Annotated in this window: 16 protein-coding genes; 1 reads left to right on the top strand and 15 read right to left on the bottom strand. The window is 69.3% G+C overall.

The features are described from left to right. Positions 1 to 8 precede the first annotated feature (8 nt). On the bottom strand, positions 9 to 2,087 hold the full coding sequence (recQ, locus tag ACFWPQ_RS13555; RefSeq protein ID WP_384033213.1) for a DNA helicase RecQ: 2,079 nt from the start codon (positions 2,085 to 2,087) through the stop codon (positions 9 to 11). A gap of 377 nt (positions 2,088 to 2,464) precedes the next feature. On the opposite strand from recQ, the gene ACFWPQ_RS13560 reads away from it, so the two are divergent. Next, positions 2,465 to 2,989: a hypothetical protein gene (locus tag ACFWPQ_RS13560; RefSeq protein WP_384032860.1), complete on the top strand. Its 525-nt coding sequence runs from the start codon at positions 2,465 to 2,467 to the stop codon at positions 2,987 to 2,989. 72 nt (positions 2,990 to 3,061) lie between these two features. Here the strand turns inward: ACFWPQ_RS13560 and nuoN are convergent, their stop codons facing one another. The 14 genes from nuoN to ACFWPQ_RS13630 are packed head-to-tail and all read right to left on the bottom strand — an operon-like array spanning position 3,062 to position 18,886. Further along, positions 3,062 to 4,711: an NADH-quinone oxidoreductase subunit NuoN gene (gene nuoN / locus ACFWPQ_RS13565; RefSeq protein WP_384032862.1), complete on the bottom strand. Its 1,650-nt coding sequence runs from the start codon at positions 4,709 to 4,711 to the stop codon at positions 3,062 to 3,064. Further along, positions 4,708 to 6,279 (bottom strand): NADH-quinone oxidoreductase subunit M, encoded by a 1,572-nt coding sequence (locus tag ACFWPQ_RS13570; protein WP_384032864.1) that lies wholly within the window; start codon positions 6,277 to 6,279, stop codon positions 4,708 to 4,710. Before ACFWPQ_RS13570 ends, nuoN begins: the two co-directional genes overlap by 4 nt. 5 nt (positions 6,280 to 6,284) lie before the next feature. Further along, on the bottom strand, positions 6,285 to 8,180 hold the full coding sequence (gene nuoL / locus ACFWPQ_RS13575; protein WP_384032866.1) for an NADH-quinone oxidoreductase subunit L: 1,896 nt from the start codon (positions 8,178 to 8,180) through the stop codon (positions 6,285 to 6,287). A 14-nt stretch (positions 8,181 to 8,194) separates the two neighbouring features. Further along, positions 8,195 to 8,494, bottom strand: a complete 300-nt coding sequence (gene nuoK / locus ACFWPQ_RS13580; protein ID WP_384032867.1) for an NADH-quinone oxidoreductase subunit NuoK — start codon at positions 8,492 to 8,494, stop codon at positions 8,195 to 8,197. Then, the gene (locus tag ACFWPQ_RS13585; RefSeq protein ID WP_384032869.1) at positions 8,491 to 9,333 is read right to left on the bottom strand and encodes an NADH-quinone oxidoreductase subunit J; all 843 of its coding nucleotides are present in this window, start codon (positions 9,331 to 9,333) and stop codon (positions 8,491 to 8,493) included. The genes nuoK and ACFWPQ_RS13585 overlap by 4 nt, the downstream gene beginning before the upstream one ends. After that, a complete protein-coding gene (nuoI, locus tag ACFWPQ_RS13590) occupies positions 9,330 to 9,938 on the bottom strand; it encodes an NADH-quinone oxidoreductase subunit NuoI (protein WP_384032870.1) in 609 nt (202 codons plus the stop codon). Before nuoI ends, ACFWPQ_RS13585 begins: the two co-directional genes overlap by 4 nt. Then, positions 9,931 to 11,295: an NADH-quinone oxidoreductase subunit NuoH gene (gene nuoH, locus ACFWPQ_RS13595; RefSeq protein ID WP_384032872.1), complete on the bottom strand. Its 1,365-nt coding sequence runs from the start codon at positions 11,293 to 11,295 to the stop codon at positions 9,931 to 9,933. The genes nuoI and nuoH overlap by 8 nt, the downstream gene beginning before the upstream one ends. Then, positions 11,292 to 13,796: an NADH-quinone oxidoreductase subunit G gene (locus tag ACFWPQ_RS13600; RefSeq protein WP_384032874.1), complete on the bottom strand. Its 2,505-nt coding sequence runs from the start codon at positions 13,794 to 13,796 to the stop codon at positions 11,292 to 11,294. Before ACFWPQ_RS13600 ends, nuoH begins: the two co-directional genes overlap by 4 nt. After that, positions 13,793 to 15,139, bottom strand: a complete 1,347-nt coding sequence (gene nuoF / locus ACFWPQ_RS13605) for an NADH-quinone oxidoreductase subunit NuoF (RefSeq protein WP_384032876.1) — start codon at positions 15,137 to 15,139, stop codon at positions 13,793 to 13,795. The genes ACFWPQ_RS13600 and nuoF overlap by 4 nt, the downstream gene beginning before the upstream one ends. Beyond that, entirely contained in the window at positions 15,139 to 15,903 is a 765-nt protein-coding gene (nuoE, locus tag ACFWPQ_RS13610) for an NADH-quinone oxidoreductase subunit NuoE (protein WP_384032878.1), read from the bottom strand. Before nuoE ends, nuoF begins: the two co-directional genes overlap by 1 nt. Further along, complete coding sequence (locus ACFWPQ_RS13615; protein ID WP_384032880.1) at positions 15,900 to 17,222, bottom strand: NADH-quinone oxidoreductase subunit D; 1,323 nt, start codon at positions 17,220 to 17,222, stop codon at positions 15,900 to 15,902. Before ACFWPQ_RS13615 ends, nuoE begins: the two co-directional genes overlap by 4 nt. Continuing rightward, positions 17,219 to 17,962, bottom strand: a complete 744-nt coding sequence (locus ACFWPQ_RS13620; RefSeq protein WP_384032881.1) for an NADH-quinone oxidoreductase subunit C — start codon at positions 17,960 to 17,962, stop codon at positions 17,219 to 17,221. The genes ACFWPQ_RS13615 and ACFWPQ_RS13620 overlap by 4 nt, the downstream gene beginning before the upstream one ends. After that, on the bottom strand, positions 17,959 to 18,513 hold the full coding sequence (locus tag ACFWPQ_RS13625) for an NADH-quinone oxidoreductase subunit B family protein (RefSeq protein ID WP_053654534.1): 555 nt from the start codon (positions 18,511 to 18,513) through the stop codon (positions 17,959 to 17,961). Before ACFWPQ_RS13625 ends, ACFWPQ_RS13620 begins: the two co-directional genes overlap by 4 nt. 13 nt (positions 18,514 to 18,526) lie before the next feature. After that, entirely contained in the window at positions 18,527 to 18,886 is a 360-nt protein-coding gene (locus ACFWPQ_RS13630; protein WP_007383963.1) for an NADH-quinone oxidoreductase subunit A, read from the bottom strand. Positions 18,887 to 19,578: the final 692 nt, after the last annotated feature.

The raw sequence follows: 19,578 nt of genomic DNA on the forward strand, positions 1-19,578 counted from the left end.
CGCAGGCCCTACATCCAGTCCTCCGGTTCCGGCTCCTCGTCCATCTCGGGCCAGTGGTCCTCGTAACCGCTCTGCGGCGCCGCGGGAGCCGGGGCGGTCGAAACCGGTGCGGTTGAAACCGGTGCGGTCGGAGCCGGTACGGACGGCGCCGGGGCGGATGGCGCCTGCAGGGCGGCCAGCGCGCCGAGTACGCCCTCTCCGTACGTCATGAGCTTCTTCTCGCCGACACCGCCGATGGTGGCGAGTTCGGCGATGGACTCGGGCCATCGGCTGACGATCTCCCGCAGGGTGGCGTCGTGGAAGATCACGTAGGCGGGTACGCCCTGTTCGCGGGCCTGCTCGGCACGCCAGGCGCGCAGGGCCTCGAAGGCGGGGAGGAGTTCCGCGGGCAGCTCTGCCACGGCGGCCTTGGCCTTGCCCTTGCCCGAGGTCCCGGAACCGGAACTCCCGGCCGCCCGCGAGACCGCCGGCTTCTTCGGCTCCTTCCGCAGCGGGACCTCCCGCTCGCGCCGCAGCACCGTCCCGCTGGCCTCGGTGAGCACCAGGGTGCCGTACTCGCCCTCGACCGCGAGCAGCCCCTGGGCGAGCAGCTGGCGGACGACGCCCCGCCATTCGCCCTCGTCGAGGTCGGTGCCGATGCCGAAGACGGACAGCTGGTCGTGGTCGAACTGGATGACCTTGGCCGTGCGCTTGCCGAGCAGGATGTCGACGATCTGGACGGCGCCGAACTTCTGCCCGCGTTCGCGCTGGAGCCGGACCACGGTGGAGAGGACCTTCTGGGCGGCGACGGTGCCGTCCCAGGTCTCGGGCGGGGTGAGGCAGGTGTCGCAGTTGCCGCAGCCCGCGGTGTCGGGGTCCTGGCCGAAGTAGTTCAGGAGCTGCCCGCGGCGGCACCGGGCGGTCTCGCACAGGGCGAGCATGGAGTCGAGGTGGGCCTGGGCACGGCGGCGGAAGGCCTCGTCCCCCTCGCCGGACTGGATGAGTTTGCGCTGCTGTATGACGTCGTTGAGGCCGTAGGCCATCCAGGCGGTGGAGGGCAGGCCGTCGCGGCCGGCGCGGCCGGTCTCCTGGTAGTAGCCCTCGACGGACTTGGGCAGGTCGAGGTGGGCGACGAAGCGGACGTCGGGTTTGTCGATGCCCATGCCGAAGGCGATGGTGGCGACGACGACCAGGCCGTCCTCGCGCAGGAAGCGGGACTGGTGGGCGGCGCGGGTGCTCGCGTCGAGGCCGGCGTGGTAGGGGACGGCGTCGATGCCGTTGCGGGTCAGGAATTCCGCGGTGGACTCGACGGACTTGCGGGACAGGCAGTAGACGATGCCCACGTCGCCCTCGTGTTCCTGGCGCAGGAAGGTGAGGAGCTGTTTCTTGGGGTCGGCCTTGGGGACGATCCGGTACTGGATGTTGGGCCGGTCGAAGCTGGCCACGAAGTGCCGGGCGGCCGGCATCTGCAGCCGCTGGGTGATCTCCTCGTGGGTGGCGTGGGTCGCGGTGGCCGTGAGCGCGATGCGCGGGACGTCGGGCCAGCGCTCGCCGAGGAGGGAGAGGGCGAGGTAGTCGGGGCGGAAGTCGTGGCCCCACTGGGAGACGCAGTGCGCCTCGTCGATGGCGAAGACGGCGATCTTGCCGCGGGTGAGCAGGTCGAGGGTGGAGTCCAGCCGGAGCCGCTCGGGGGCGAGGTAGAGCAGGTCGAGTTCGCCCGCGAGGAACTGGGCCTCGACCACGCGCCGCTCGTCGAAGTCCTGGGTGGAGTTGATGAACCCGGCGTTGACGCCGAGGGCGCGCAGGGCGTCCACCTGGTCCTGCATGAGGGCGATGAGCGGCGAGACCACGATGCCCGTACCTGGTCTGACCAGGGCGGGGATCTGGTAGCACAGTGATTTTCCGCCGCCGGTCGGCATGAGGACGACGGCGTCGCCGCCCGCCACCACATGCTCGATGATCGCCTGCTGCTCGCCCCGGAAGGCGTCGTACCCGAAGACCCGGTGCAGCGTGGCCAGTGCCTCGCTGTCCGCCGGTCCATGCGCCTGCTGCGCCCCTGGGGTCTCGGTCGTCCCTGGCATCTCTTCGGTTCCGCCCGTCCCGCCCATCGTCGTGTCCCCCGTACGTCGTCCGTCGACCACTGCCACCACGATAGGGGTCCGGACCGACAGCGCCGGAGTTATCCACAGGCTGCCCGCCCGGAAGGGGACGCCGGTGCGGGGTCCGCCCGCCCGGGAAGGGGTGCCGGTGCGGGGTCCGCCCGCCCGGGAAGGGGTGCCGGTGCGGGGTCCGCCCGCCCGGGAAGGGGTGCCGGTGCGGGGTTCGCCCGTCCGGCGGTGTCCTCGGCCGGCCCTCAGTCCTTTGGCGGTCTTCGCGTGGCGGCCCGGAAGCGGCGCGGGCCATGCTGCACGGGCGGGACCGGGGAGGCCCGCGTTGTACGGAGGTGTCGCGTTCGCGTGCCTCTTCCGCCCCAAGGAGCATCACGATGTCTCTCAGGTCCCGCACTGCCGGCGCCGCTCTGGCGCTGGCCGTGCCGTTCGCTCTGGCCGCGGTGCCCGCCGACGCGGCTCCCGTGCCCGATCCCGACCCCTTCGTGTGGACGGATCTGACCCCGACGTACACGGCGACGGCGGACTACCAGTACGAGCCGTTCGCGGTCACGGACGGGTACGCCCGGTCCGACACCTGCGACAAGGACGCCGTGAACGGCAAGGGAGGCGCGGGCTACCACTACGTCAGGGCCGCCGGCGTCGGCAGTCTGGACCCGGCCGAGCCCGCGGGTCTCCTCTACGAGGCCGACGCCGACGGCGGCCGTGCCCTGGTCGCGGTGGAGTGGATCGTACGGGCGGGCACCGGGACCGCCCCGCCCACGCTGTTCGGGCAGTCGTTCCAGGGGCCGACGACGGTTCCGGGTGTCTCAGGGCCCGTGTACACGCTGCGCGCCTGGATCTGGAAGGACAATCCGAGCGGTCTGTTCGCGCTGTGGAACCCGACGGTGACGTGCCCGTAGTCCTGGGCCGCACGCGCGTGGACCCCGGCTCCTCCGCGAGGAACCGGGGTCCGTGGCCGTACGGGAGAACGGTCAGCGCACGAAGACTCCCGCCTGGCTCGCCAGGTTCAGGAAGTACTGCGGTGCCACACCGAGCACCAGGGTGACCGCCACGCCGACGCCGATCGCGGCCATGGTGAACGGTGACGGCACGGCGACCGTCGGGCCCTCGGGCTTCGGCTCGCTGAAGAACATCAGCACGATCACACGGATGTAGAAGAACGCGGCGATCGCGGACGAGATCACACCGATCACGACCAGCGGGACCGCGCCGCCCTCGGCCGCCGCCTTGAAGACGGCGAACTTCCCGGCGAAGCCGGAGGTCAGCGGGATGCCCGCGAAGGCCAGCAGGAACACGGCGAAGACGGCCGCGACCAGGGGTGAGCGGCGGCCGAGCCCCGCCCACTTGGACAGGTGGGTCGCCTCGCCGCCCGCGTCGCGCACCAGGGTGACCACGGCGAACGCTCCGATGGTCACGAAGGAGTACGCGGCCAGGTAGAAGAGGACCGACGACACGCCGTCCTTCGACGTCGCGATGACACCGGCGAGGATGAATCCGGCGTGCGCGATCGACGAGTAGGCGAGGAGCCGCTTGATGTCGGTCTGGGTGATCGCGACGATCGCGCCGCCCAGCATGGTGATGATCGCGACGCCCCACATGACCGGCCGCCAGTCCCAGCGCATGCCCGGCAGGACCACGTACAGCAGACGCAGCAGCGCGCCGAACGCGGCGACCTTGGTGGCGGCCGCCATGAAGCCGGTCACCGGGGTGGGCGCGCCCTGGTAGACGTCGGGTGTCCACATGTGGAAGGGGACGGCGCCGACCTTGAAGAGCAGGCCCATGACGACCATCGCGGCGCCGATCAGGAGCAGCGCGTCGTTGCCCATGGTGTCGGCGAGGGCCGGGTCGACGCTGGTGACGGTGCCGTCGACGACCTGGGCGATGGTGGCGTACGACACCGAGCCGGCGTAGCCGTAGAGCAGGGCGATGCCGAACAGGGTGAACGCCGAGGCGAAGGCGCCGAGCAGGAAGTACTTGACGGCGGCTTCCTGCGACATGAGGCGCTTGCGGCGGGCCAGCGCGCACAGCAGGTAGAGCGGGAGGGAGAAGACCTCCAGGGCAACGAAGAGCGTCAGCAGGTCGTTGGCCGAGGGGAACACCAGCATGCCGGCGACGGCGAAGAGCAGGAGCGGGAAGACCTCGGTGGTGGTGAAGCCGGCCTTCACCGCGGCCTTTTCGCTGTCGCTGCCGGGCACGGAGGCGGCCTGGGCGGCGAAGGAGTCGACGCGGTTGCCGTGGGCCTCGGGGTCGAGGCGGCGTTCGGCGAAGGTGAACAGGCCGACGAGGCCGGCCAGCAGGATCGTTCCCTGGAGGAACAGGGAGGGTCCGTCGACCGCGATGGCGCCCATTGCGGCGATGTGCGCCTTGGTGGTGCCGTATCCGTCGGCGGCCAGGGCGACGACCGCCGCGAAGGCGGCGCACAGGGCCACGGCGGAGACGAACACCTGGGCGTAGTAGCGGGACTTGCGCGGGACGAACGCCTCGACCAGCACCCCGACGACCGCCGCGCCGACGACGATCAGGGTGGGCGACAACTGTCCGTACTCGATCTTCGGTGCCGGGATCTTGGAGATCGGCTCGGCTGCTGTTGTCCACAGGCTGTGGACGGCTGCTGCGCTCACTTGGCCGCCTCCACTGCAGGCTTGGGGTCGGTCTTCTGTACGTCCGACATGGTCTGTTTGACCGCCGGGTTGACGATGTCCGTGACGGGCTTCGGATAGACGCCCAGGAAGATCAGCAGGACGATCAGCGGGGTGACCACGAGGAGTTCGCGTGGCCTGAGGTCGGGCATCGAGGAGACCGCCGGTTTCACCGGGCCCGTCATCGTCCGCTGGTAGAGGACGAGGGTGTAGAGCGCGGCGAGGACGATGCCGAAGGTGGCGATGATCCCGATCGCCGGGTAGCGCGTGAACGTGCCGACCAGGACCAGGAACTCGCTCACGAAGGGCGCGAGTCCGGGCAGCGACAGGGTGGCCAGGCCGCCGATCAGGAAGGTGCCGGCGAGTACCGGGGCGACCTTCTGCACGCCGCCGTAGTCGGCGATGAGCCGGGAGCCGCGCCGGGAGATCAGGAAGCCGGCGACCAGCATCAGCGCGGCGGTGGAGATGCCGTGGTTGACCATGTAGAGGGTGGCGCCGGACTGGCCCTGGCTGGTCATCGCGAAGATGCCCATGATGATGAACCCGAAGTGCGAGATGGACGCGTAGGCGACCAGCCGCTTGATGTCGCGCTGTCCGACGGCGAGCAGTGCGCCGTAGATGATGCTGATCAGCGCGAGGACCAGGATGGTGGGCGTCGCCCACTTCGACGCCTCCGGGAAGAGCTGGAGGCAGAAGCGGAGCATCGCGAACGTGCCCACCTTGTCGACGACCGCGGTGATGAGGACGGCGACCGGGGCGGTGGACTCCTGCATGGCGTTGGGCAGCCAGGTGTGCAGCGGCCACAGCGGCGCCTTCACCGCAAAGGCGAAGAAGAAGCCGAGGAACAGCCAGCGTTCGGTGCTGGTCGCCATGTGCAGCGTGCCGTTCGCGCGGGCCTGCGCGATCTCGGCGAGGGAGAAGTTCCCGGCGACCGTGTAGAGGCCGATCACCGCGGCCAGCATGATCAGGCCGCCGACCAGGTTGTAGAGGAGGAACTTCACGGCGGCGTACGACCGTTGCGTCGACGCGGCCTCCTCGCCCTGCGCGTGGGCGCGGTCCCCGAAGCCGCCGATGAGGAAGTACATCGGGATGAGCATGGCTTCGAAGAAGATGTAGAAGAGGAAGACGTCGGTGGCCTCGAACGAGATGACCACCATCGCCTCGACGGCCAGGATCAGGGCGAAGAAGCCCTGGGTGGGCCGCCACCGCTTGCTGCCGGTCTCCAGCGGGTCGGCGTCGTGCCAGCCGGCCAGGATGATGAACGGCATCAGCAGGGCGGTCAACGCGATCAGGACGACCGCGATGCCGTCGACGCCCAGTTCGTAGCGGACCCCGAAGTCCGCGATCCAGGCGTGGGATTCGGTGAGCTGGTAGCGGGCGCCGCCGGGGTCGAAGCGGACCATGACGACGATCGCCAGGACGAGCGTGGCGAGCGAGACCAGCAGCGCGAGCCATTTGGCGGCGGTGCGCCGGGCGGCCGGTACGGCTGCCGTGGCGACCGCGCCGACGGCCGGGAGGACCGCCGTCGCTGTCAGCAGAGGAAAGGACATCGGTATCAGACCGCCCTCATCAGCAGGGTCGCGGCGACCAGGAGGGCAGCGCCGCCGAACATCGAGACCGCGTACGAGCGCGCGTAGCCGTTCTGGAGCTTGCGCAGCCGTCCGGAGAGTCCGCCGAAGCCCGCTGCCGTGCCGTTGACGACGCCGTCGACCAGGGTGTGGTCGACGTACACCAGGGAGCGGGTGAGGTGTTCGCCGCCGCGGACCAGGACGACGTGGTTGAAGTCGTCCTGGAGGAGGTCGCGGCGGGCCGCGCGGGTGAGCAGCGAACCGCGCGGGGCGACGGCGGGGACCGGACGGCGGCCGTACTGGAGGTAGGCGATGCCGACACCGATGATCAGGCAGACCATGGTGGCGCCGGTGACGGCGCCCGCGCTGAGCGGGGAGTCGCCCTCGCTGTGGCCGGTGATCGGCTCCAGCCAGTGCAGGAAGCGGTCGCCGATGCTGAAGAAGCCGCCGGCGAAGACCGAGCCGATCGCCAGGACGATCATCGGGATGGTCATGACCTTCGGGGACTCGTGCGGGTGCGGCTCGTGGCCGTGCTCGTCGGGCTGCCAGCGCTTCTCGCCGAAGAACGTCATCAGCATCACGCGCGTCATGTAGAACGCGGTGATGGCCGCGCCGACCAGGGCGCAGGTGCCGAGGATCCAGCCCTCGGTGCCGCCCTTGGCGAACGCCGCCTCGATGATCTTGTCCTTGGAGAAGAAGCCGGACAGGCCCGGGAAGCCGATGATCGCGAGGTAGCCGAGGCCGAAGGTGATGAAGGTGATCGGCATGTATGTACGCAGGCCGCCGTACCTGCGCATGTCGACCTCGTCGTTCATGCCGTGCATGACCGAACCGGCGCCGAGGAACAGCCCGGCCTTGAAGAAGCCGTGCGTCACCAGGTGCATGATCGCGAAGACGTAGCCGATCGGGCCGAGGCCGGCGGCGAGCACCATGTAGCCGATCTGCGACATGGTCGAGCCGGCGAGGGCCTTCTTGATGTCGTCCTTCGCGCAACCGACGATCGCACCGAAGAGGAGGGTGACGGCGCCGACGACGGTGACGACGAGCTGGGCGTCGGGGGCCGCGTTGAAGATGGCTCCGGAGCGGACGATCAGGTACACACCCGCGGTCACCATGGTCGCCGCGTGGATGAGGGCCGAGACCGGGGTCGGGCCCTCCATGGCGTCCCCGAGCCAGGACTGCAGCGGGACCTGGGCGGACTTGCCGCAGGCGGCGAGCAGCAGCATCAGGCCGATCGCGGTGAGCCTGCCCTCGGAGGCGTCGGTGGCGTGGCTGAGGACCGGGCCGAAGGCGAACGTGCCGAACGTCGTGAACATCAGCATGATCGCGATCGACAGGCCCATGTCGCCGACCCGGTTGACGAGGAAGGCCTTCTTGGCCGCCGTCGCCGCACTGGGCTTGTGCTGCCAGAAGCCGATCAGCAGGTAGGAGGCGAGGCCGACGCCCTCCCAGCCGACGTACAGCAGCAGGTAGTTGTCGGCGAGGACGAGCAGCAGCATCGCCGCGAGGAACAGGTTGAGATAGCCGAAGAAGCGGCGGCGGCGCTCGTCGTGCTCCATGTACCCGACCGAGTACAGGTGGATGAGCGAGCCGACGCCGGTGATCAGCAGGACGAACGTCATCGACAGCTGGTCGAGGCGGAAGGTGACGTCCGCCTGGAAACCGGCCACCGGGACCCAGGTGAACAGGTGCTGCATCAGGGTGCGGTCGTCGGTGCTCCTGCCGAGCAGGTCGGCGAAGAGGATGACGCCGAACACGAAGGACGTCGTCGAGAGGATCGTGCCGATCCAGTGTCCTACGGCGTCCAGGCGTCGGCCGCCGACGAGCAGGACGGCCGCTCCGAGCAGGGGCGCCGCGATCAGCAGCGCAATCAGGTTCTCCACGATTCAGCGACCCCTTACAGCTTCATCAGGCTGGCGTCGTCGACCGAGGCCGAGTGGCGGGTACGGAACAGCGACACGATGATCGCGAGCCCGACCACGACCTCCGCGGCGGCGACGACCATCGTGAAGAAGGCGATGATCTGGCCGTCGAGATTGCCGTGCATCCGGGAGAAGACGACGAACGCGAGGTTGCAGGCATTCAGCATCAGCTCGATGCACATGAAGACGACGATCGCGTTCCGTCTGATCAGCACACCGGTGGCGCCGATCGTGAACAACAGGGCGGCGAGGTAGAGGTAGTAGACGGGGCTCACTTCGACGCCTCCTCGCTGCGCTTGAAGTGCGTGGGCTCGACCGGGGTCCGCTCCAGCCGCTCCTCGGAGCGCTGTTCCAGGGCCCGCAGGTCGCCCAGCGCCTGAGCGGACACGTCACGCATCTGGCCGCGGTCGCGGAGCGTCTTGCTGACGGTGAGCTCCGACGGGGTGCCGTCGGGGAGCAGGCCGGCGATGTCCACGGCGTTGTGCCGGGCGTAGACGCCGGGGGCGGGCAGCGGCGGCAGGTGCTTGCCGTCGCGGACACGCTGCTCGGACTGCTCGCGCTGGGTCTTGGCCCGCTCGGTGCGCTCCCGGTGGGTGAGCACCATGGCGCCGACGGCGGCCGTGATCAGCAGGGCGCCGGTGATTTCGAAGGCGAAGACGTACTTGGTGAAGATGAGGGCGGCGAGGCCCTCCACGTTGCCGTTGGCGTTGGCCTGGCCGGTGCCCTCGAAGTTCTTCAGGGAGGCGTTGGCGATGCCCGCGAAGAGCAGGACACCGAAGCCGACCCCGCAGAGAAGGGCCAGCCAGCGCTGGCCCTTGATGGTCTCCTGCAGGGAGTCGGCGGCGGTCACGCCGACCAGCATCACCACGAAGAGGAACAGCATCATGATCGCGCCGGTGTAGACGACGATCTGCACGATGCCGAGGAAGTAGGCGCCGTTGGCGAGGTAGAACACCGCCAGGACGATCATGGTTCCGGCGAGCGACAGCGCGCTGTGCACGGCCTTCTTCATGAAGACGGTGGAGAGGGCGCCGATCACCGCGACGGTGCCGAGGACCCAGAACTGGAAGGCCTCGCCGGTGGAGGTGGCGTAGGCGGCGAGTTGCGGGCTCATGCGTCCACCTCCCGCTCCTGCTCCTCGGGCTTCTCACCCTTGGAGACGGCGACCTGCTGCACGGTCCCCGGGGCGGCCTCGGTCACCAGGCCCCGGTAGTAGTCCTGTTCGTCGGCCCCCGGGAAGATCGAGTGAGGGGTGTCGACCATGCCCTCTTCGAGGCCGGCGAGGAGCTGTTCCTTGGTGTAGATGAGGTTGGCGCGGCTGCTGTCGGCCAGTTCGAACTCGTTGGTCATCGTCAGCGCGCGTGTGGGGCACGCCTCGATGCACAGGCCGCACAGGATGCAGCGGGCGTAGTTGATCTGGTAGACGCGGCCGTAGCGCTCGCCCGGCGAGTAGCGCTCCTCGTCGGTGTTGTCGGCGCCCTCCACGTAGATGGCGTCGGCGGGGCAGGCCCAGGCGCACAGCTCGCAGCCGACGCACTTCTCCAGGCCGTCCGGATGGCGGTTGAGCTGGTGCCGTCCGTGGAACCGCGGGGCCGTGGTCTTCTTCTGCTCCGGGTACTGCTCGGTCAGCCGCTTCTTGAACATGGCCTTGAAGGTCACGCCGAAGCCGGCCACGGGATTCTGGAAACCGGGCTTGGTCTCCTTGGGCTCCTCAGCCATCGGACGCCTCCTTTCCATCCGAAGGTCCGTCACTGACAGTGTCGGGTCCGCCACTGACAATCAGCTCCCGCTCCCGGCGGGGGCTGCGCCGGGGCACCGGCGGCAGTTCCTGTCCGGGTAGCGGCGGTACGGGGAAGCCGCCCGCCATCGGGTCGAACGCGGCCGGCTCGGCGGCCGGCTGCACGGCTTCCTTGCCCTTGTCGCGGAAGATGTCGACGACGAAGGACAGGAGCAGCAGGGCGAGGACTCCGCCGCCGACGTAGAGCGCGATGTCGGCGAAGTCGTAGTTCTGGTTGCGCAGGGTCCGGACGGTCGCGACCAGCATCAGCCAGACCACGGAGACCGGGATGAGGACCTTCCAGCCGAGCTTCATCAGCTGGTCGTAGCGCACGCGCGGGAGCGTGCCGCGCACCCAGACGAAGCCGAACAGCAGCAGCACGACCTTGGCGACGAACCAGAGCATCGGCCACCAGCCGTGGTTGGCACCCGCCCAGACCGTGCTGATCGGCCACGGGGCCCGCCAGCCGCCGAGGAAGAGGGTGGTCGACACGGCCGAGACGGTCACCATGTTGACGTACTCGGCGAGCATGAACATCGCGAACTTGATCGACGAGTACTCGGTGTTGAAGCCGCCGACCAGGTCGCCCTCGGACTCGGGCATGTCGAAGGGGGCCCGGTTGGTCTCGCCGATCATGGTGACGACGTAGATGATGAACGAGACCGGCAGCAGCAGGATGTACCAGCGGCCCTGCTGCTGGTCGACGATCGTGGACGTCGACATCGACCCGGAGTACAGGAACACGGAGGCGAACGCGGCGCCCATGGCGATCTCGTAGGAGATCATCTGGGCGCAGGAGCGCAGGCCGCCGAGGAGCGGGTAGGTGGAGCCGGAGCTCCAGCCGGCGAGCACGATGCCGTAGATGCCGACGGAGGCGACCGCGAGGATGTAGAGCATCGCGATCGGCAGGTCGGTGAGCTGCATCGTGGTGCGGTGGCCGAAGATGGAGATCTCGTTGTCGGCCGGGCCGAACGGGATGACCGCGATGGCCATGAACGCCGGGATCGCCGCGACGATCGGCGCGAGGATGTAGACGACCTTGTCGGCGCGTTTGACGACGACGTCTTCCTTCAGCATCAGCTTGATGCCGTCGGCGAGCGACTGGAGCATGCCCCAGGGGCCGTGCCGGTTGGGGCCGATGCGCAGCTGCATCCAGGCGACGACCTTGCGCTCCATGACGATGGAGATCAGCACGGTCACCATCAGGAAGGCGAAGCAGAAGACCGCCTTGATGACAACCAGCCACCACGGGTCGCGGCCGAACATGGAGAGGTCTTCAGCGGCGAAGTACGGGCTCATGCCTCCACCTCCTTGGGGGCCTCGCCGGCGGTGGCCGCCGGGCCGATGCGGACGAGGGAGCCGGGCAGTGCCCCGGTGTCGGAGGCGACGCCGCCGCCGACCGAGTTCAGCGGGAGCCAGACCACGCGGTCGGGCATCTCGGTGATCCGGAGCGGGAGTTCGACGGTGCCCGAGCCCCCGGTGACGGCGATGAGGCCGCCGTTCTCGACGCCCGCCTCGGCGGCGGTCGCGGCGGACACGCGCGCGTGGGCTGCGTGCCGGGTGCCGGCCAGTGCCTCGTCGCCCTCCTGGAGGAGGCCCTGGTCGAGGAGGAGCCGGTGCCCGGCGAGCACGGCCTCCCCGGCGGCGGGCCTGGGCAGCGTTGCCGCCGTCTCCAGCGGGTCGGAGGCCTTGGTTCCGTCCCAGGCGCCGAGCCGGTCCAGCTCCGCCCGCGCGGTGCGCAGGTCGGGCAGGCCCAGGTGGACGTCCATGGCGTCGGCGAGCATCTGCAGCACGCGCGCGTCGGTGGGCGGCAGCGGCCGGGTCATCTGCTCGGGCTTGAGGACGGCCTCGAAGAGACGCGCCCTGCCTTCCCAGTCGAGGAAGGTGCCGGCCTTCTCGGCGACCGCGGCGACCGGCAGGACGACGTCGGCGTGCTCGGTGACCTCGCTGGGCCGCAGCTCCAGCGAGACCAGGAAGCCGACGGCTTCGAGTGCCGCACGCGCGCGTGCCGGGTCGGGCAGGTCGGCGACCTCGACGCCGGCGACCAGCAGGGCGGAGAGTTCGCCGCGGGCGGCGGCCTCGACGATCTGGCCGGTGTCGCGGCCGTAGCGGAGCGGGAGTTCGGAGACGCCCCAGGCGGCGGCGACCTCCTCACGCGCGCGCGGGTCGGTGGCCGGACGGCCGCCCGGCAGCAGCGAGGGCAGCGCACCGGCCTCGACCGCGCCGCGCTCACCGGCCCGGCGCGGGATCCACACCAGCTGGGCGCCGGTGGCGGTGGCGGCCCGTACGGCGGCGGTGAGTCCGCCGGCGACCGATGCCAGCCGCTCTCCTACGACGATCACCGCGCCGTCGGTGCGCAGCGCCTCGGCGGCCCGGGAGCCGGGCTCCTCCAGGCCGACGCCGCTCGCGAGGGCGTCCAGCCACTCGGTCTCGGTGCCGGGAGCGGCCGGCAGCAGCGTGCCGCCCGCCTTCTCCAGCCCGCGCGTGGGGTACGTGGCGAGGGAGAACACCCGCTGCTTGTGCTTGCGCCAGGCCTTGCGCAGCCGCAGGAAGACGCCGGGTGCCTCCTCCTCCGACTCGAACCCGACGAGCAGGACGGCGGGCGCCTTCTCCAGGGAGGTGTAGGTGACGCCCGTCCCGTCGAGGTCGCGGCCGCGCCCGGCGACCCGGGCGGCGAGGAAGTCGGCCTCCTCGCCGCTGTGCACGCGGGCGCGGAAGTCGATGTCGTTGGTGTCGAGGGCCACGCGCGCGAACTTGCTGTACGCGTAGGCGTCCTCGACGGTGAGCCGTCCGCCGGTGAGGACACCGGCCCGGGAGCGGGCGGCGGCCAGGCCCTGCGCGGCCGCGTCGAGGGCCTCCGGCCAGGAGGCGGGTTCGAGCACGCCCAGGGAGTTGCGGACCAGCGGGGTCTCCAGGCGGTCCTTCTGCTGCGTGTACCGGAACCCGAAGCGTCCCTTGTCGCAGATCCACTCCTCGTTGACCTCGGGGTCGTTGGCGGCGAGCCGCCGCATGACCTTGCCGCGCCGGTGGTCGGTGCGGGTGGCGCAGCCGCCCGAGCAGTGCTCGCACACCGACGGCGAGGAGATCAGGTCGAAGGGCCGGGAGCGGAAGCGATACGCCGCCGAGGTCAGCGCGCCCACCGGGCAGATCTGGATGGTGTTCCCGGAGAAGTACGACTCGAACGGGTCGCCCTCGCCGGTGCCGACCTGCTGGAGCGCGCCGCGCTCCAGCAGCTCGATCATCGGGTCGCCGGCGACCTGGTTGGAGAACCGGGTGCAGCGCGCGCACAGCACGCACCGCTCGCGGTCCAGGAGCACCTGGGTGGAGATCGGGACCGGCTTCTCGTAGGTGCGCTTGCGGCCCTCGAAGCGGGACTCGGCGTTGCCGTGCGACATCGCCTGGTTCTGCAGCGGGCACTCGCCGCCCTTGTCGCAGACCGGGCAGTCCAGCGGGTGGTTGATGAGCAGCAGCTCCATCACGCCGTGCTGGGCCTTCTCGGCCACGGGCGAGGTGAGGTGAGTCTTCACCACCATCCCGTCCGTACAGGTGATCGTGCAGGAGGCCATGGGCTTGCGCTGGCCCTCGACCTCGACGATGCACTGGCGGCAGGCGCCGACCGGGTCCAGCAGGGGGTGGTCGCAGAAGCGCGGGATCTCGATGCCGATCTGCTCGGCGGCGCGGATGACCAGGGTGCCCTTGGGCACGCTGATCTCGACGCCGTCGATCGTCAGCGTGACGAGGTCCTCCGGCGGGACCGCCGCCGTTCCCCCCGAGGAGGGGGAACTCGTGGTCACGGTCATGCGTTCACCTCCGGGCGGTCCGCCCAGGCCGTCGACTTGGCCGGGTCGAAGGGGCAGCCCCGGCCCGTGATGTGCTGTTCGTACTCCTCGCGGAAGTACTTCAACGAGGAGAAGATCGGGGACGCTGCGCCGTCGCCGAGGGCGCAGAAGGACTTGCCGTTGATGTTGTCGGCGATGTCGTTCAGCTTGTCGAGGTCGGACATCACGCCCTTGCCTGCCTCGATGTCGCGGAGCAGCTGCACCAGCCAGTAGGTGCCTTCGCGGCAGGGGGTGCACTTGCCGCAGGACTCGTGGGCGTAGAACTCGGTCCAGCGGGTGACGGCGCGGACGACGCAGGTGGTCTCGTCGAAGCACTGGAGTGCTTTCGTGCCGAGCATGGAACCGGCGGCGCCCACTCCTTCGTAGTCCAGGGGGACGTCGAGGTGCTCGTCGGTGAACATCGGCGTCGAGGAGCCGCCCGGGGTCCAGAACTTCAGGCGGTGGCCGGGCCGCATCCCGCCGCTCATGTCGAGGAGCTGGCGCAGGGTGATGCCGAGCGGTGCCTCGTACTGGCCGGGGCTCGCCACATGGCCGCTGAGGGAGTACAGCGTGAAGCCGGGCGACTTCTCGCTCCCCATCGACCTGAACCATTCCTTGCCCTTGTGGAGGATGGCGGGAACCGAGGCGATGGACTCGACGTTGTTCACAACAGTCGGGCAGGCGTAGAGCCCTTCGACAGCCGGGAAGGGGGGACGGAGCCGCGGTTGACCGCGGCGGCCTTCGAGCGAGTCGAGCAGCGCGGTCTCCTCACCGCAGATGTACGCGCCGGCGCCGGCGTGCACGGTGAGGGTGAGGTCGAGTCCGCTGCCGAGGATGTTCTCGCCGAGGAAGCCGGCCGCGTAGGCCTCGCGCACGGCCTCGTGCAGCCGCCGCAGGACGGGGACCACCTCACCACGCAGATAGATGAAGGCATGCGACGACCGGATGGCGTAGCACGCGATCACGATGCCCTCGATGAGGCTGTGCGGGTTGGCGAAGAGGAGCGGGATGTCCTTGCAGGTCCCGGGTTCCGATTCGTCGGCGTTGACAACTAGATAGTGCGGTTTGCCGTCTCCCTGTGGAATGAACTGCCACTTCATCCCGGTGGGGAACCCCGCGCCGCCGCGGCCGCGCAGTCCGGACTCCTTGACGTAGGCGATCAGGTCGTCGGGCGACATGGCGAGCGCCTTGCGGAGCCCCTCGTAGCCGTCGTGCCTGCGGTAGACGTCCAGGCTCCAGGACCGGTCCTCGTCCCAGAAGGCCGACAGCACGGGTGCCAGCAGCTTCTCCGGACTGGTGTCCTTCAGGTCGGGTGCCACCGTCATCACTCCCCCTCCTCTGCGGACGGTGCTTCCTGGGATCCCTGGGCGCGCGGATGGACCACGCGTGCGGTCTCGCCCTTGGCCAGGCGCAGGCCCACCAGTGAGGCGGGTCCGGCGCTGCCGCTGTCCTCGACGGCACCGGGCCGTTCGTCGGGGAAGCCGGCCAGGATCCGCGCGGTCTCCTTGAAGGTGCAGAGCCGGGCGCCGCGGGTGGGCTCGACGTCCCGGCCCGCGCGGAGGTCGTCGACCAGGCGTTTGGCGCTGGCCGGGGTCTGGTTGTCGAAGAACTCCCAGTTGACCATCACCACCGGGGCGAAGTCGCAGGCCGCGTTGCACTCGATGTGCTCCAGGGTGACCTTGCCGTCGCCGGTGGTCTCGCCGTTGCCGACGCCCAGGTGCTCCTGCAGGGTCTCGAAGATCGCGTCGCCGCCCATGACCGCGCACAGGGTGTTGGTGCAGACGCCCACCTGGTAGTCGCCGGAGGGCCTGCGCCGGTACATGGTGTAGAAGGTGGCGACGGCGGTGACCTCGGCGGTGGTCAGCTCCAGGACGTCCGCGCAGAACCGCATCCCGGTGCGCGTGACATGGCCCTCCTCCGCCTGCACGAGGTGCAGCAGCGGCAGCAGGGCGGACCGGGAGTCGGGGTAGCGGGCGATGATCTCGCGCGCGTCCGCCTCCAGGCGGGCCCGGACGTCGTCCGGGTAGGCGGGCGCGGGCAGCTCGGGCATGCCCAGGCTGATACCGCGCTCCGAGGAAGAGGTGGTCACCGGTCGACGCCTCCCATCACGGGGTCGATGGACGCGACGGCGACGATGACGTCGGCGACCTGGCCGCCCTCGCACATCGCCGCCATGGCCTGCAGGTTGGTGAAGGACGGGTCGCGGAAGTGGACCCGGTAGGGGCGGGTGCCGCCGTCGGACACGGCGTGCACACCGAGTTCGCCCTTGGGCGACTCGACGGCCGCGTAGACCTGCCCGGGCGGGACCCGGAAGCCCTCGGTGACCAGCTTGAAGTGGTGGATCAGGGCCTCCATGGAGGTGCCCATGATCTTCTTGATGTGGTCGAGGGAGTTGCCGAGTCCGTCCGGCCCGAGGGCCAGCTGGGCGGGCCAGGCGATCTTCTTGTCGGCAACCATGACCGGTCCGGGCTGGAGCCGGTCCAGGCACTGCTCGACGATCCCGAGCGACTGGCGCATCTCCTCCAGGCGGACCAGGAAGCGGCCGTAGGCGTCGCAGGTGTCGGCGGTCGGGATCTCGAAGTCGTACGTCTCGTAGCCGCAGTACGGCTGCGCCTTGCGCAGGTCGTGCGGCAGGCCGGCGGAGCGCAGGATCGGGCCGGTGGCGCCGAGGGCCATGCAGCCGGCCAGGTCGAGGTAGCCGATGTCCTGCATGCGGGCCTTGAAGATGGGGTTCCCGGTGGCGAGCTTGTCGTACTCCGGGAGGTTCTTGCGCATCTTCTTCACGAACTCGCGGATCTGGTCGACCGCGCCGGGCGGCAGGTCCTGGGCGAGGCCGCCGGGGCGGATGTACGCGTGGTTCATCCGCAGACCGGTGATGAGCTCGTAGAGATCGAGAATCATTTCACGATCGCGGAAGCCGTAGATCATGATCGTGGTGGCGCCGAGCTCCATGCCGCCGGTGGCGATGCACACCAGGTGGGAGGAGAGCCGGTTGAGCTCCATCAGGAGCACCCGGACGATCTTGGCGCGCTCGGTGATCTGGTCCTCGATGCCGAGGAGCTTCTCGACGGCGAGGCAGTAGGCGGTCTCGTTGAAGAAGGACGTCAGGTAGTCCATGCGCGTCACGAACGTGGTGCCCTGCGTCCACGTGCGGAACTCGAGGTTCTTCTCGATGCCGGTGTGGAGGTAGCCGATGCCGCAGCGGGCCTCGGTGACGGTCTCGCCGTCGATCTCCAGGATGAGGCGGAGCACTCCATGGGTGGACGGGTGCTGGGGCCCCATGTTGACGACGATGCGTTCGTCGTCGGCGCGGGCCGCGGACTGGACGATCTCGTCCCAGTCGCCGCCGGTGACCGTGTATACGGTGCCCTCGGTGGTCTCCCGCGGAGTTGCGTGCTGCGTGCTCATGAGTACGACCTCCGCTGGTCCGGAGCCGGGATCTGGGCGCCCTTGTACTCGACGGGAATGCCGCCGAGGGGGTAGTCCTTGCGCTGCGGATGGCCCTGCCAGTCGTCCGGCATCATGATCCGCGTCAGGGCCGGGTGACCGTCGAAGACGATCCCGAAGAAGTCGTAGGTCTCGCGCTCGTGCCAGTCGTTGGTCGGATAGACCGGGACCAGGGACGGGATGTGCGGGTCGGCGTCCGGGGCGCTGACCTCCAGGCGGATCAGCCGGTTGTGGGTGATCGAGCGCAGGTGGTAGACGGCGTGCAGCTCGCGGCCCTTGTCGTGCAGGTAGTGGACGCCGCTGACGCCGGTGCACAGCTCGAAGCGCAGGGCCGGGTCGTCGCGCAGGGTGCGGGCGACGCGCGGCAGGTGCTCGCGTTCGATGTGGAAGGTGAGCTCGCCGCGGTCGACGACCGTCTTCTCGATGGCGTTGTCCGGGAGGAGTCCCTGCTCCTCCAGTGCGCCCTCCAGCTCGTCGGCGACCTCGTCGAACCAGCCGCCGTAGGGGCGGGTCGCCGGTCCCGGGAGCCGGACCGAGCGGACCAGGCCGCCGTAGCCGGAGGTGTCGCCGCCGTTGTTGGCGCCGAACATGCCGCGCTGGACGCGGATCTCCTCGCCGCCCTGGCCGCGCTGGCCCGGGAGGTTGTCGGCGGCCAGGTCCTTCTCGGGGTTGACCCCGTTGTGGCCGTTCGCGTCGCTCACCGCAGCAGCCCCTTCATCTCGATCGTGGGCAGGGCCTTGAGCGCCGCCTCCTCCGCCTCCCGGGCCGCTTCCTTCGCGTTGACGCCGAGCTTGGAGGTCTGGATCTTCTGGTGGAGCTTGAGGATCGCGTCCATCAGCATCTCGGGGCGCGGCGGGCAGCCGGGCAGGTAGATGTCCACGGGCACGATGTGGTCGACGCCCTGGACGATCGCGTAGTTGTTGAACATGCCGCCCGAGGAGGCACAGACGCCCATGGAGATCACCCACTTGGGGTTGGGCATCTGGTCGTAGACCTGCCTGAGCACCGGCGCCATCTTCTGGCTGACCCGGCCGGCGACGATCATGAGGTCGGCCTGGCGGGGTGAGCCGCGGAAGACCTCCATGCCGAAGCGGGCCAGGTCGTAGCGGCCGGCGCCGGTGGTCATCATCTCGATGGCGCAGCAGGCGAGGCCGAAGGTGGCGGGGAAGACGGACGCCTTGCGCACCCAGCCCGCGGCCTGCTCGACGGTGGTCAGCAGGAATCCGCTCGGCAGCTTTTCTTCGAGTCCCATGTCTAAAGGCCCCTCAGTCCCATTCCAGGCCGCCGCGCCGCCAGACGTACGCGTAGGCGACGAAGACGGTGAGCACGAAGAGCAGCATCTCCACGAGCCCGAAAACACCCAGGGCGTCGAAGGTGACGGCCCAGGGGTAGAGGAAGACGATCTCGATGTCGAAGACGATGAAGAGCATCGCCGTCAGGTAGTACTTGATCGGGAAACGCCCGCCGCCGGCCGGCGTGGGGGTCGGCTCGATACCGCACTCGTAGGCTTCGAGCTTCGCGCGGTTGTACCGCTTCGGACCGATCAGCGTGGCCATGACCACGGAGAAGATCGCAAAGCCTGCCCCGAGGGCTCCCAGTACGAGGATGGGCGCATAGGCGTTCACCGCTCCTCGCTCCTCTCAGTCGGCACTGACTGGTGGCGGTTCGGATCGGGCTCCCCACCTGCCTCATCCGTCCCGCGAACCCCGCGCGTCCCGGGCGAAGATCGCGAACATGTGAAGCAGGTCACAAGCCCAACTGCCTCGCATCTTATGCCCGCCGCTCTGTGATCTGCGACACGGGGTATTACACAAGCTTTGTGATCTCCACCACCTGACGATCGATCATGAAGTCGGATGAGTAGTGATCTTCACACGCGAAGCGTTCAGCTGATCACCAGAAGTGACATTTTCGACCGTCGATGCAGACAGGAGGGGGTTTCGGGCAGGCGTCTCTATATCAAGAGGGTTCTCCTGCATGCAAATTCGCGGTGGACAGGGTGCCTTGATAGTGAGCCGCATTCACACATCAGAGGGAGGCGTGAGGGGCGATGTGGACGTGTGCACGCGTTCACGAACCCGGGACGCGCGAGACGCACCTCTCCCGGTAACCGTTCCGTGACCTCCGCCACATCCATGAGAGGCGCCTGAGAACCGGGCTTGGCCAACCATCCGAACCGGTGGTACGTCGCGGGCAATTCGGACGTAACAGCGAAAGGGCGTGATCACGGGCTTGATCGCGAGCGTCCGCAATGTCCGTTACGGCGTCAATAAAGAAAGACATGCGAGGGATTCACAGTCTCGATTGAGCAACTGTG

The sequence above is a fragment of the Streptomyces sp. NPDC058464 genome (genome assembly GCF_042721035.1).
Taxonomy (GTDB): Bacteria; Actinomycetota; Actinomycetes; order Streptomycetales; family Streptomycetaceae; genus Streptomyces.